The organism is Nostoc mirabile CHAB5784, assembly GCF_020829645.1.
GTDB classification, from domain to species: Bacteria; Cyanobacteriota; Cyanobacteriia; order Cyanobacteriales; family Nostocaceae; genus Nostoc; species Nostoc mirabile.
On record NZ_JAIVFS010000006.1, the window covers coordinates 24,452 to 39,668 of the forward strand.

Annotated in this window: 6 protein-coding genes; 1 reads left to right on the forward strand and 5 read right to left on the reverse strand. The window is 41.3% G+C overall.

Features of this window, described 5'->3' with window-relative positions:
• Positions 1–155: 155 nt before the first annotated feature.
• On the forward strand, positions 156–1,067 hold the full coding sequence (locus LC653_RS06465; RefSeq protein ID WP_372478123.1) for a beta-1,6-N-acetylglucosaminyltransferase: 912 nt from the start codon (positions 156–158) through the stop codon (positions 1,065–1,067).
• On the opposite strand, the gene LC653_RS46135 is transcribed toward LC653_RS06465, so the two are convergent.
• The 5 genes from LC653_RS46135 to LC653_RS06485 form a co-directional block, all read right to left on the reverse strand.
• On the reverse strand, positions 1,064–1,189 hold the full coding sequence (locus LC653_RS46135) for a hypothetical protein (RefSeq protein ID WP_267922971.1): 126 nt from the start codon (positions 1,187–1,189) through the stop codon (positions 1,064–1,066). The genes LC653_RS06465 and LC653_RS46135 overlap by 4 nt on opposite strands.
• Before the next feature lie 14 nt (positions 1,190–1,203).
• Positions 1,204–2,007: a phytanoyl-CoA dioxygenase family protein gene (locus LC653_RS06470; RefSeq protein ID WP_229493456.1), complete on the reverse strand. Its 804-nt coding sequence runs from the start codon at positions 2,005–2,007 to the stop codon at positions 1,204–1,206.
• Positions 2,008–2,478: 471 nt separating this feature from the next.
• Complete coding sequence (locus LC653_RS06475; RefSeq protein ID WP_229493458.1) at positions 2,479–3,924, reverse strand: MFS transporter; 1,446 nt, start codon at positions 3,922–3,924, stop codon at positions 2,479–2,481.
• Positions 3,925–4,771: 847 nt separating this feature from the next.
• A complete protein-coding gene (locus LC653_RS06480) occupies positions 4,772–7,354 on the reverse strand; it encodes a GAF domain-containing protein (protein WP_229493468.1) in 2,583 nt (860 codons plus the stop codon).
• Between the two features lie 625 nt (positions 7,355–7,979).
• A complete protein-coding gene (locus LC653_RS06485) occupies positions 7,980–15,104 on the reverse strand; it encodes an AAA family ATPase (RefSeq protein ID WP_229493470.1) in 7,125 nt (2,374 codons plus the stop codon).
• Positions 15,105–15,217 lie beyond the last annotated feature (113 nt).

Genomic DNA, 15,217 nt, shown 5'->3' on the forward strand with positions numbered 1-15,217 from the left:
TTTAACTGTTTATTTATTAACATAAACTTTGCTCTTGCAAAATTGTAGCGTAATAGTGTAGTGTATTGGAGTAATTTTACACTACATTCCACAGTTATCTCAAAAGTAATCTTGTGGAATGCAACTTAATATCAATAAATTTACAACTTGAACAAATGCACGAGAACACCAGCCCATCAATAGGTTTTGTTTTATTAACACATACAAAACCTTTACAAATTTACAGACTGATAAATAAGTTAAACACGATGTTCAATTCTCCTGTAATTGTGTGTCATCATGATTTTTCAAAATGTGATTTATCTGTAGATACTTTATCAAAAAATGTTTTACTAGTACGCCCCTATATACAGACAAAGTGGGCAGATTTTTCTGTTGAAGAGGCTACAATACAGGCAATTAAACTAATGTACGAGATACCAAATGCACCGGATTGGTTTGTATACCTTAGTGCAGCAGACTATCCTATTAAAACCGCAAGACAAATATTGGATGAGCTAGCCTCAAGTCCATACGATGCTTATGTTGAGCATGAGCAGATTACATATGATATTTATAAACATAATGTAATACAAAATATGGTATGGCTAAAAAATTCTTATGAACGATACTGTACGAAGTCGTTTTCTTTTCATTACTTAAAAAAATACTTTGGTCAACTGAATATAGAAATACGCATAGAACATCCTTTATTAACGAAAGCTTTTCTTCCTTTTTCAAAGGAACTTGCTTGTTTCAGTGGAAGTCAATGGTTTTGTGCCAATCGCAAAGCTGCTGAGTACATTATTGATTTCCACGGACAGAGAAATCCCGTAACCTTACATTATAGTAAGCTCAAGTATCCAGAGGAGGCGTATATTCAAACTATACTTGGTAATGCATCTCACCTTAACCTAAAAAATGACTGTCGGCGATATGTTGATTGGTCAACTGGAGGCCCTCATCCAAAAATATTGCTAATGGAAGATTTGCCTAATCTGCTTGCATCATCTGCTCATTTTGCTCGGAAATTTGACATCGATATAGATAGCAATATTCTTGATGAACTTGACAGGATTACATCCTAGTAGTCACCTAACATTTTGATAAACTCAGCTAAATAAATCCCAGCTATGGTTGCTACATAGTTGAGGACAATCTCTATAATATTTTGTATAGCGATCGCATCCTTAACAATAGTAGCAACCACCTTTAAATTACCGACTAGCGATGCAGTTCAACCCTCGGAAAGATATCGCAGTCTATTGGCTCCCCAGATTTTTTGGCTTTGAGTGACTCAAATTCTGGGATATCAATTTCTTCAAGAGGTTTGAAAGGCCAAGCATTGGGGCGGCGATCGTAAGTAACATCATCGCCAGTCCAATTAATCACCACTGCGCGTCGTCGTGTAGAGGATGTGTTTCTTACTGAATAATGAATTGTCAAAAAATGATGAACCAAGCAATCTCCAGGCTCCATATCCCAAGATATAACTTCCTGAGGCTCTGGCTCTACAAACCACGAGGGGTCAGATCCTTCACGTAACTCCTTGCCCCATAGATGAGAGGCTTTGATGTACTCTAATTTACCATTTTCTTGGTTGACACTATCTAAAGCCAGCCAAATTTTACAACACTGCCCGCCTTGTATGGGCCAGTAAGATTTGTCGTTATGCCAGCCAACACGGCTGTCTGCTTTCGGCTTTTTAACAAAGAAACCGTCACCCAAAAAGTTAAGTTTTTTCGATTTCAAGACTTGAGCGGCCAGCGTCGCCAGCGGAGATTCAAAAGCCAAAGCACGGAAATCACCATCAACCAGCCATAAGCTACTGCTATGCTCTACATGAGCTTCTGCTTTATCGGTGTCCTTCACCTCCAAAGGACTAGGCATTAATAGATTCTTTTCAACGGCTGTTCGCATTCGTTCTACCCAGATGTCATCCACAGCATTTTTGACGCAGATAACACCGTCTCGCTCGAAAGCTTCAACTTGTTGGGTGGTGATTTTTGATGTGTCTATCTTGAGCATCGTAACTTTTTCAAATTTTGAAATTCAACTAATTTGGATTGTATGAGCTAATTGGCATTCAAATTGCATATTCAAACAGAAATTAATACCAGACTGCAAACTAAATGTATATCAGCTTCTCTCGACTTTATCCAAAATTAATAACTTGGTTCTCTTGATAGGGCAAAAAACCTATATTTTTGGCAAAAACTTTTTTTGCTTCACTTATTCATGGTGAAATTGAAAAAGTAAAACTACCGTTTTATAAAGATTTTAGCGCTAGCTTGAGCGTTACAAAAAAATGAATAAAGTCGAATTTATGTAACAACAGATTTATATAATCTGCTTTGTTGACATGAACTTTGTCACTATGTTACAAATCTTTTTTACTATAGAGTAAAAATGTAACTTAGCAGTTCTTCCTGTAGGTGGATAAATCTCCAGTTTGAGTACAACATTCTTTGTTCACATCCGTAACAAAGAAATTTTATCCTAACTACCCAAATCTTTTTTAACAATGAGTGGCACAAGCGATGCTAATCGTAATACACCAGATACAATGAATACTTCTGCTATGCCAAAAGACCCAGCGAATTGAGCAATGAAGCCACCTATAGTTGCTCCTAAAGCACCACTCGCCCCAGCCACAGCTGCTGCTGTTGCAAAATAGATAGACTGATTTTTTACTGGTGCAATCTCTATCTGAAGATTGTTGTTGCACAAGTCAACTGCTCCCCAATTACCTCCAATGAAAATGTGTAACAGTGGTAACCACAGCCAGAGATCGAGAGGAGTAGAACCAATCCTCAGCCACAGCCAGGGTATGACTGCAATTAGAATTCCGTTAGAAATTAGAATAGTACGATTGCCTATCTTATCTGCTAATCTACCCCACACGATGAGCATTAGCATGTGTGCCCCTGCTCGCAGGCTGTTGTAAAAAGTTACCCAACTCACATCCAGGTTCAGCGTATCTAGCAAGTAGAGGTTAAAAAATGGCGCACTCAAGCTAACAGCAAATGTCCATGAGCCAAAATAAAGCAGAAACACCAAAAAATTAGAGTTTTTCCAAATGCTGTTATTTATCTGGTTTTGGGGAGTTGGTATTTGCGGCAGAGAAATTGCTTCAGATATCTCACCAGGTTCATTTGGTGCCGAGTCTGACTGAATTTCACTTGTTTGAGATGAGTTAGCATAATAAGTATTTTGTAATTGGGGATTTATATCTACCTGGAAATATTGACACCCCAAACTCACAATTCCAAAGATAATGCTTAAGAGCAAAATCACCCCATAACCTTGGATAGACCCCCCGTACCAATGTGATATAGCTAGACCGGCTATTGGCAAGCTGATTAACTCGGTTAAGTTGGCAATACTATTGCGTAGCCCGAAATATCTACCTCGCAATCGCCGTGGGACTAACATTGCTATCCAACTGAACCACGATGCAGTTCCTAGTCCTCCCAAAAGATTGCTGCATACGAGAATCAAAAGCGACAATCCCACTAATTGGTTGGAATTAAGCCTTCCCCAACTAAAGCTAACAATGCCAATTACTAAAATCAGCCACAGTAGCCGAGCAATCCCATAAATGCCAAGGGAATACTGAAAGCGGCTAGTGCTGCGTTCAGACAAGTAAGCACCTATTGGCTGAAAAAGATTCGCCAACATCGGGATAGAAGCCAGCATCCCAAACACTATCGGGCTGGCATCCAACTCCACCAAGAAATTACCTAGCAAAACTCCGCCAGTGCCAATAGAGAAAACTGCTGCGAAAACACCATCGAGAGTGGAAGCCCTCAAACTGGTGCGAATAGCATCTTTAGAAATGCGAGCGCTGGGTGTTGAGGTAGGAGAGAGTGTTGTTGATGGTGAGGCAATCTGAGCAATTTCTATAGAAAGAGGCGCACCTGTTTCAATTTGAGAAGAATCCATAAATGTAGTATTTAAGAAAATAATTAGGATTTACGCATCATACATATGTACTATACTAAATTTGGGCTTTTGAGCCATGTCTAACACCCAAAATATTCAGAAGGCAGAAGGCTTTTATGAACCCACGCTTAAAAGCGTGGGATTGAACCAAGACGACGGCAGATGCTTCTCCCTACAGCCCTTTTCAAGACAGGAGACCTGTTCGCGTTCGGGCATCCTACGGCAGGCGCTAGCCTCTCACGAATCAATACGGTTCGGTTAAGGTGCATAGGCCTTAAAGATCCCCCTTAGTCCCCCTTAAAAAGGGGGAAATAGAGCCATTTTTAGCCCCCCTTTTTAAGGGGGGTTGGGGGGATCGAGTCTTATCCGAACCGTATTGTCTCACGAATGGGAGACGCTACGCGTAGCTTGCTTCTTTGTAGGAGTACAAGTGTCGGGAAACCCGCAAGGGCGCACCGCCTCTCTTGTGTCTCGTGGCACTTGACGCGACGCTCGTAAGCGTTGCGTTAGCGACGTAGGAGCGTCTGACTCCTAACGCTGCGCTATCGACACAATTTTTTTATACTAGTGCGGCTCTAGACCCACAACTAAAGTTTTTATTAATACTTCTTACATAGCTGCCTTCTGCCCTCAGCGCTGGAGCCTTTATTTGTAAATATACGACTAAATCAGGGTTGGAGTCAGCACCCGAAATGTACATTTCGCATAATACATATTATGGTTAATTTGTACAGTGCGTAAGTCCTAATAATAGCAAAGCATCTAAATTAAAGCCTAATTAGACTCACCACAGAAGTTATATCATGTTCCGATAATTAGTTATTTTTGATTTTTGAATTGTTAAGACTTATTTTTCTTGAAACGTCCAGACTCCTTCATCCCAATCTGATTCTGTTGGGGGTGACTGTAACCAATGCTGACAACGCAATAGATGCAACATAGCAGCTTTATCATGGTTATCTGCTGCCAAAACTTTGGCAAACTCGGCTCTAGCAAGGGAAAACTGCCGCTTGAGGTAATACTCGCGCCCTTTGTGATAATGCTCAATCACTTGCAATTTTTGGCTTTCAATAGGGTTGGAACGCAAACCCAGTAATTCGTATATGGCTACTGGTTCGTTTCTGCCCTTGACACGAATGTAATCTAGTTCCCTAGCCCAAATATGATCTTGGCATGGTTTAAAAGTGTTATGGCTAATAATAATATCACAACCATACTGTTTACTGACACTTTCTAATCGAGAGCCAAGATTAACGCCATCGCCAATGGCGGTAAATTCCATCCGCTTACTAGAGCCGATATTCCCACTAATTACGGTATCTGAGTTGATACCAATGCCGATTTTAATTTTGGGCTTATCATCTGTATAGCGACGTTGATTAAATTCGTGCAGGCGATCACGCATTTCTAAGGATGTTTGCACTGCCATCCAAGCGTGTTCTTCCAATGGTAGGGGAGAACCAAACACAGCCATGATGGCATCGCCGATATATTTATCAAGAGTGCCTTTATGTTTAAAGACTGCCTCCACCATTGATTCAAAATATTCATTGAGCATACTCACCACTTCTTCTGCTTGTAAGTTTTCCGTTAAAGTGGTATAACCGCGAATATCCGAAAATAAAATCGAAACTTCTTTACGATCGCCTCCTAGTTTAGCGTCATCCAATTTCAGCAATTCTTCGGCTAATTCCTGGGTCATGTAGCGGTACATCGTACTCTTGAGCCGCTTTTCATCACTGATATCTTCCATTACTACCAGTGCCCCCCGGACTTGCTCTTGGTCGCTAGCATCAGCTATTGTGTTAATCGATAAATTAATACTATGCTGTTCTGTACCAGTAGTTAGGAGTGTGCGATCGGGGTAATATTGCTGGCGGCCTTTTAAGTCGGCTGCATGTAAAGCATCCTGATACCACTTGCTAAAGTCACCTTCTTTGATGCCGATCGCATCAGTAACTAATTTACCTTCTAAACGGTCTTCTGGCTCGAGTCCTAGCAAACGCTTGGCACTTTCATTGGCGGCGATAATTAACCCGGCTTTATCAGTGGAAACTACTCCATTGGAAAGACTACGCAAAATATCCCGTTGCATTTGTTCTTGTTGCTTAACTGTGGCAAACAACTGGGCATTTTGCAGCGCTACTCCCGCTTGAATATTAAAAGCTTCCATGAACTCTTCATCGTTGCGGTCAAAGCTAGCTTGGAAGCAGTCGGGAGCTTTGGGCCAATCAGCTGGATTATAAGGTGGAAAATCACCAGTTTTCTTTTTATTTACTAGTTGGGTAACACCAATCAGTTGTTGATCGGCGTTAAATACTGGCATACAAAGCAAGCTACAGGTGCGATAGCCATTTTGCTGGTCGAGTTGTTTGGCAGTATCAGAGTCAGCATGGTGGTACAAATCAAAGGCAATATTCAATTTCTTGCCAGAAGCCGCTACTATACCAGCAAAACCTTTACCTACGGGGACTCGCAACTCCTTAGTTGAACCATCATCCTGGGTGATTTTCGTCCATAATTCATGGCGATCGCGGTCTATTAACCATAGTGTACTGCGATCGGCATTCATAAGTTCTTTGGCTTCATCCATCACCCGCTTCAGGGTATCTTCTAAGTCTAGGCTGCTTTGAGATAGAGACTTGATCGCCTTCATCAGCGCCGCCACCGCTCTTTGTTTTTGAGTGGCGACATAAAAAGAGCGCGAGGATTCTAAAATCAGGCGAATCGAAGGGGCAAATTCTTGAAATAATTGTTCGTCAGCACAGATAAAACCTTTGGTATCAATGCGCTCTGCAAGTGGAACATCGGGATTATTCCCATATTTTAATTTATTCAGTAATTGCACTACCGCAACTAACTGTCCATGTTCATTCAATAATGGCAAAGCCAGCATGGTGTAGGTGCGGTAGCCAGTTCTTTTTTCTTGTTCTTGGGCAAAATGCGATCGCGGATCGTTATAAAAATCAAAGGGAATATTAATAACTCGCTTGTAGGTGGCGACTTCCCCAGCAATGCCTTTATTGGCGGGGATGCGAATTTCTAAAGAGCGATCGCCCTCCCCCTCAGCCAGAATCGACCAGAGTTCTTGTTTTTCTTCATCCAATAAAAATATCGTCGTCCGATCTGCCCCCAGTAATTCCCCGGTTTTCAAGGTAATCGAATGCAACATTTCTTGCAGAAGAGTTTCAAATCCCTGAGAATCCAGCATTGACAGGGTTTGATGAACAATCTGTAATTTTTGCTCGACATCCTGAACGACCTGTTTAAAAGTATCTTGAGTCAGAGGAGCAAGAAACGTAGAAAAAGTTCCTTGTCTTGTGGCAAGAGCACCCACAGGAGCAGAATTTGCTTGTAATTCGAGGTTTTCTTGGTTGTGAACACCAATCATCAAATCGGTGGTCTCCCCACAATCTTGATACACTGACATAATAGGTTTTTTATATAGCAGGATGAGATTTTAGATGTAACAATGCAATTAAATTTATGTAAGTGGTGCTAAAAGCAACAATTGCTTAATGTTATCCATAGTTTAATCGCTTGTTTGGCTAGCGTCATCCTGAGAAGCAAGGTGGAAGTCAAAATAATTCGTAATTTATAATTCGTAATTCGTAATTATTACCCCACGACTGAAGTCGCTTGCTCTGAAATAAGGAATAAATTTATTTGTCTCCATAAAATGTTAGTTAGTTGCTCTGTACCTTTAATTACGAATTACGAATTACGAATTAGTAATTATTTGGTCAATTACTTATGACTACAGTACAGATGCAGTAATACTCCGAACCCCTGCTACCGTTTACAAAGTCTTCTAGAGTAGCCCCACAGGCTTTTGATCCCCCCAAGCCACGCTAGTCGCTCATGGCGCAATCTGCTTGGGTTAGTGATATTTTGCCCCGGAAGATCCCCCCAACCCCCGATAAATTGGGGGGCTTAATTCAATACAGTTCAGTTAAGCCCTTAAAAAGGCTTGCTCTAATTCCCTCCTTTTTAAGGAGGGTTAGGGAGGATCAAGCTTTAATTCAAGGGCGGGGTGGGTTTTATTTTCAGAAAATTTATTTTTGTAATAAGTCTAATAACGCGATCGCCTTCACCAATTCCTCTGGATCTACAGGCTTGGAAATATGCTGTTGAAATCCGGCAGCGATCGCTTGCTGATAATCCACCTCTCCAGCATAAGCAGTTAAGGCGATCGCTGGAATTGTCCCGCCCTGCTCTGGTTGCAAACTCCTCACCTGTCGCATCAGCATGTAACCATCCATTTCTGGCATCCCGATATCGCTAATGAGCAAATTTGGCTGGGATTGACTCAGCGCAGTTAAAGCTTCAATGGCTGAGGCGACAACAGTCACAGTTGCACCATATTGCTCCAGCATGAAAGGCAAAAACTCTCGCATATCTGTGTCATCATCCACCACGAGAATCTCTAAGCCAGACAAGGGTAAGGACTGATCTTCCACAAGTGAGGAGTTATCTTTTGCATCCTTGATTTTTTTGCTTTCATCCTGTAAGCATGGAATTTTGACGGTGAAAGTTGCTCCTTGTTCTTCGCCCAGGCTTTGGGCTTGAACAGTTCCCCCGTGAAGTTCTACAAGATGCCGGACGATCGCTAATCCTAAACCTAAACCGCCAAATTTTCGAGTTGTGGCACCATCTGCTTGACGGAAATAATCAAAGACATAAGGTAAGAACTCAGGTGCAATCCCCTTCCCTGTGTCAGTGACGTAGATTTGTACCTGTGAGCTAACTTGCTGTAATTTAATTTTTACCTCTCCCCCAGTGGGAGTAAACTTAATCGCATTAGAAAGGATATTCCAAAAAACTTGTTGCAATCGATTGGCATCGCCTAAAACTTCCTCGACACCGGATTCAAGAATTGTCTGAATCTCGATGGACTTAGCCTGTGCTGATAAACGCACTGTTTCGATGGCAGCTTCAATGACTGATATCAAATTAATCCGGTCGAAGTTGAGGTTAAGTTTACCCTGAAGGATGCGGGAAACATCAAGCAAATCTTCAATCAATTGGGTTTGTAACTTGGCGTTGCGCTCAATGGTTTCGAGGGCGCGATCGCTTGTTACTTGATCAAGTTTGCGGGTTCGCATCAGTTTTGTCCAACCCAGAATTGGGTTAAGCGGTGTTCTCAATTCATGGGAGAGAACAGCGAGAAATTCATCTTTGATGCGGTTTGCTGATTCAGCAGCGCTTCTTGCCGTTCGTTCGGCTTCGTAAAGATGGGCGCGAGCGATCGCTTGGGCGCATTGTTGAGCAATGGCCAAGATAAACGCTTGATCTTCCTCACTCAGTTGTTGAGGCTGGGCAAATCCCAAAGTTATACCGCCAACGGCCCAACCTTCTACCATCAATGGAATAGAAATCCAGGCTTCAAATTCATATTGAGCGTAAATTTCTGCCAAATGCGGGTAACGAGCCACCCGATTTTCTGTTGCTTGTGCCCAAGTAGGTTTCCCAGTCCGCACAGCTTCTGCTAGGGGAGAGGGTGAATCGATGGCAAAATTACGCCAAGTATTTACCAAATCCTGCTTATAGCCAACCGCACGCACAATTTCTAGTTCAGTTTTATTTTCATTCACCAAGGCGACGAGGGCAGAACTGGCTCCCAAGGCAGCCATACTTTGCTCTACAATGACTTCAGATACTTGGGCTGGTGTCAAGGATTCTGAAAGAGCAGCTGTGATGGATTGAAGACGGGCAATGCGCTCTAATGCTCGTTCTGCTGTTTTTTGTGCTTGCTGCGCTTCTTGGTAAAGGCGGGCATTATCGATGGCGATCGCAGCTCGATGGGCAACATCTTCCGCTAATGACAAGTCAGCCGTGCTGTAACGCCGTTCGGATTCAGCAGTCACAAAGGAAATTGCACCAAAAATTCTTTCGCGTGCCATCAAGGGCAAGATAATACATGATTTTAAACCAAGTTCACGCAGAATCCGCAGATGTTCTGGATCTTGGATAGCTTCTGCTAGGGCTGCATCTGAAATTTCAGCTACCATTTCTGCTAGTCCAGTACGCAGCACTTTAGGCACACCTTCAGGTGCATCCAACTTTCTGGGATAACGCTGATAGAGTTCCCAACCAAGTTTCACTTTCTCTGGATCTCGGTGAGCAACTGCTACCCGATTAATTGATTGGTTGTCTTGCAGCAGATCAACGGCGCACCAATCAGCGAAGTAAGGCACAGCCAGGTTTGCCACACTTGCTAATGTGCTTTCATAATCGAGGGAAGAGGCAAGGGTTGCACTGACTTGAGCCAAAAATGTTGCCCGTTGCTGATCGGCTTCTGCTTCCTGTCGCGCGGTTTGTTCTTGAATCAGTTGGATACGTTCGGCTTCAGATTGTTTGCGATCTGTAATATCAAGCACAACACCACTCATGTATGTTGCTTTACCTGCTTCATTGAAAAAGGCTTTTCCTCGGCAGGCTGCGTAGCGGATACTGCCGTCATCTCGAATAATTCGATATTCTGAATCATGCTCCACGCCTTCGTTAATCGCTCGGCTCAAAGATTGAGCTAGCAATTCTCGATCATCTGGATGCAGACGAGCTAAAACTGCTTCAGAAGTGCCAACAAAGGTTTCAGGTGTTAACCCAAATAATTGATAAATCTGCTCATCCCAGCCAAACTGATCATTGGCAATATCCCAACTCCAAACACCGATTTGGGCAGATTTCAACGCCAGATTGAGTTGTGCTTGGCTATTTTCTAGACCTTGATAAAGACGAGCATTTTCTAGAGAAATAGCAATTTGAACTGTCAAAATCTCCAGTACGGAAAGTTTGTCCTGTGTAAAGGCGGTGGAGATTAGATTGTTTTCTAAATATAAGATACCAAGTAATTTCGACTGAAGCGCGATCGGTAAACAAAGTACAGATTTAGGTTGCTTTTGGATTACATACTCGTCTTTTGAAAACAGATTTTGCTCAGTGGCATTCTGCAAAATTACTGTTTCTTGAGTTCGCTGAACATAATTCAGCATTGATTGCGGAATAACCTGTGAGATTTCACCCTCTAATACAGGTCGATAAACATTGAGCTTTTCTGCTTGGTGATTAAATTTCGCTTCTACTTCGATCACCAAATTTTGCTCGTATTCAAGTAACAAATAACCGATTTCTGCTCCTGCTTGCTCGATGACAATCTGCATTAATGTTTTCAACAACCGCGAAAGCACAATTTCACTAGATATGGTTTGAGACGCTTTAACTACCGATAAAAAGTCTAGCTGTTCACCTGTGCTGAAAAACGTTCCGTTAGAGACAAGCTGTTGTTGCGGCAATAGCTGAGGATAGGATTCTTCGAGGTGCTTAACTTTAGCAGATGCCTCCCAGCGTAAATAAGCATTTTTAGCTTCTTGCAAGTAGGTTTTGGCAATTAATTCAAACTCCCGTTCTAAATAAAACTTAGCGCCTAGCTCATTAGCCAAAGCTTCATATTGCACAAATCCCTGCTCACGGGCTGAAGCAATTGATTGTTCATACAGGCGCATTGCTTCCAAGTCTCGATTTTCAATTCGAGCTATTTCAGCAGCTACTAATTGAGACTTGTGTAAGAAGTTGGCAGGGCAGTGATTAGCCCAGTATTGCAATTGCTGTTGATGGGATTTTAGGGTTGGTAAAAACTGTTCTTGCTCTTGATAAGATACTGTTGGATAAAGAGCCGTGAGAGTCACTGAGTAATATAAAATGTAATCTGTTTCAATTGGTAATGCCAGTGTCGTAACTGGAAAATTAGACAATTCTAAGGCAGAACTAAATGCTTCTGGATATTTCCCATAATTAAAAAATATAATTAATTTAATAATATTATAAAAAATAATTCCACTAACAAAACCTGCATCTGTAATGATAGATAAAGCGGATGATTCATCAAATTCATCATTACTTAGAGTCAGATTTTGGTGAGTCAGTCCGCGCAGATTCATCAGTAGCATCTGCTGTAGTTTGATTGTCTGATAGACAGTCTCATGTTTAGACTGGCGGGCGAATGCAGTATATTTTTCTAGAGATTTGTATGTTTCTGCAAGTGGAAAACCTAACTGGATAATTTGCCACGAGCCTTGATAACCATTGTAGTTCGCCATCGTCACATCACCCGCTTCTACACAACCGATAAATCCCCGCTCTAAAAAGGGAATATCGGTAGCAATATGGTTACGCCAAACGTTAATATGACTTCCATGAATGTGCAGAACAACTCCTCTAAGTTTCAAGTCATGCAACTTTTCATTTAATTGAATTGTCATCTCAGAAAATGCGTAACCTGTAGGAATATCATGGAAGATGGAAACCAACAACATGGCATACATGCTGTAGGCAAAACAGGAATCTTCTGTATTACCAAACTTGAGTGAGTAGTTAACTGCTTTAAGTACGACTAAGGGAAAGAGATCAGGTCTGCCGAGATAAGTCGGTGGCCCCAAAGTCGTCAACAGACTAATTACTGTTTTAATATTTTGATCTTGAATTAATATAGCATTAATTAAATCAGAGACTTGTCTATTACCTAGATTGGTTAATACTTGGTTTTTTTCAATTGCGATCGCAGCTTGTACTTCCTCATTTGTATCAGGGAATGTCACCCCAAAAAGTTTTAAAGCTTCTAATCCCAATGTCAGCGCCTCTTCATACCTACCTGCAACTTGGTAAAGTCTGATTTGCAGCATATAAATATTAGATTTATCCACATCGGATGCTGCTTTCATGAATAGTATTTCAAATAATTCTTCCGCTTGTCCTAAATTCCCTGTTAAGAATTCACATTCAGCTAGTTCTCTGAATAGAGTGAATGTTTCTTCATATTGTTCAATCCAGGCATTTTCAGCTAAAAGATTCATGGCAACGCTAAAAAAGTTTTTAGCAGGAGCGTAGGCTGTGGAGGCTTTTGCCTTATTAGCAGCGATTAAATTCAACCGTAGCAATTCATCTTTTTCTGTCTGTTCAATAATTAGATCCACAGCGAAATTGAGTTGATTGACTAAATCAAATATTTGGTCGTTCACTTGTTCAGGACTAGCATTTTTCAGCAAAAGCCGTCCAATTGTCAGGTGAACTGCCGACTTTGATTCATCAGCAATTAAGGAGTATGCAGCTTGTTGAACTCGATCATGATAGAAACGATAGTTTTTCTGGTCAGTTTCATCTGACTCTATGGGGATAATTAATCCTCTTAAAATTGCATCAACAAGTGCATTCGCTGTTTCTTCAATAGATTGTTCACCAACGATCGCTAAAACTTCTAAATCAAAACGATTACCAATACAGGAGGCTAACTTAAGCACCTTTTGAGTTGCGGCTGGCAGTTTTTGCATCCGCCCAATCATCAAACTGACAATATTATCTGTCATACCTTGGGCTTCAATCTGAGCTAAATTCCATTGCCATCCCCCTTTTACCCCCCTCTGTCCCCCCTTATCAAGGGGGGATTGAGGGGGGTAAAAATTCAGCAGATTTTCTTGATGCAGTGTTTTCAGAAACTCATTGACAAAAAAGGGATTGCCGTCAGTTTTTTGGATAATCAATTGAGCAAGAGGTTCTACTTGTTCTACTGAACTATGCAAGGTATCAGCAATCAACTGATTGACATAAACAAGATTCAAGGGCGTAAGGAGAATTTCAGTTATTCTTGCTCCATACTGGCAAATCTTCTCCATCATCAAACTAAAGGGATGCACAACATCTACTTCGTTATCTCGAAAAGCCAAAATGAAGCAGAGATATTGGATACTAGACCCAGTAATGACGGTTTGAATTAAATTTAAAGTAGCGCTGTCTGCCCACTGCATATCATCTAAAAAAACAGTGAGCGGATGCTCTTTTTGAGCAAAGACGCTGATAAAATTCTGAAACACCAAATTGAATCGGTTTTGAGATTCGGCAGGCCCCAACTCTGGTATAGGAGGCTGTTCTCCAACGATTAATTCAACTTCTGGAATTACATCTGCGATTAGTCTACCATTGTTCCCTAATGCTGCTTGTATTCGCTTTTTCCAAGTGGCAAGTTGATCTTCGGGCTGCGTTAAAATTTGTCTAACAAGTGTTTGAAAAGCTTGAACAATGGTGGAATAAGGAATATCTCGTTTGTACTGATCAAACTTACCAGAGATAAAAACCCCACGTTCTTTGACAATGGGCTTGTGAATCTCTTTTACTAAAGAAGATTTACCAACCCCAGCATAACCAGAAACTAAGACGAGTTCTGGTTTCCCTTGACTAACAACTCGCTCAAATGCTTGTAAAAGCTTGGCAATCTCTGGCTCTCGCCCGTACAATTTTTGAGGAATTTGAAACCGCTCTGAGATATCTTGCTCACCCAAAACAAAGGATTGGATTTCTTTGGTTGTCTCCAATTGCTTTAAGCACCGTTCCAGATCAAATTGCAAACCTAAAGCGCTCTGATACCTCTGTTCTGCAACCTTCGACAGCAATTTGATGATGATATCACAGAGTATTTGGGGAATATCAGAGTTTAACTTTTTCGGGGATGGCGGAGATTTTGCAATATGACAATGTATCCACTCTAAGGGATCTTTGCCTTGAAATGGTAGCTGACCTGTCAGCATCTCATAAAAGGTGATTCCCAGAGAATACAAATCGCTGCGATGGTCAATTCCTCGATTCATCCGCCCGGTTTGCTCAGGTGAAAGATATGGTAAACTGCCTTCAATTCGACTGGAACTGCTAACTATTTGCTGCTGGTATGGAATAAAGGTAGCAATTCCAAAATCAGCAATTTTGACCTGATTAGTGTCGAGGTTAATTAAGATATTTTGCGGCTTAATATCTTTGTGGACAATGTGATGAGTGTGAATTTGTGCAAGTTTGCTAGTGATTTCAATGGCAATTTTCAGAAACGGAACAGGCTGTTGAAATTGGTCAAGCAACTGGTCAAGCGATCGCGCCTCAAAATCCTCCATAATTAAATAAGGGATTCCCTGATGCATCTCTAAGGCGTAGGCTTTGACTGCTGCTGTGGTATTTAACCTTTGAGCGATCGCATACTCATGTTTGATTTGTTCAACATTATTGGGTGTACACTGTTCTGCACGTAGCCCTTTAATAATTACCGGACACTGATCTTTAACCCTAATTCCACGGTATATGACTGCTTTTACCCCTGCTTTTAATAAAGTGACAATTTGAAATCCGGGTAATGCAATCATCATGCCAAATACTCCAGCCGTGCTTCTTTAAATATAGTTCGAGCTTAATTGTATTTTAGATACATTTCCTTGGGCAGATGAAATTTAGATGATATTAAGTTGGGATAATTTACGTT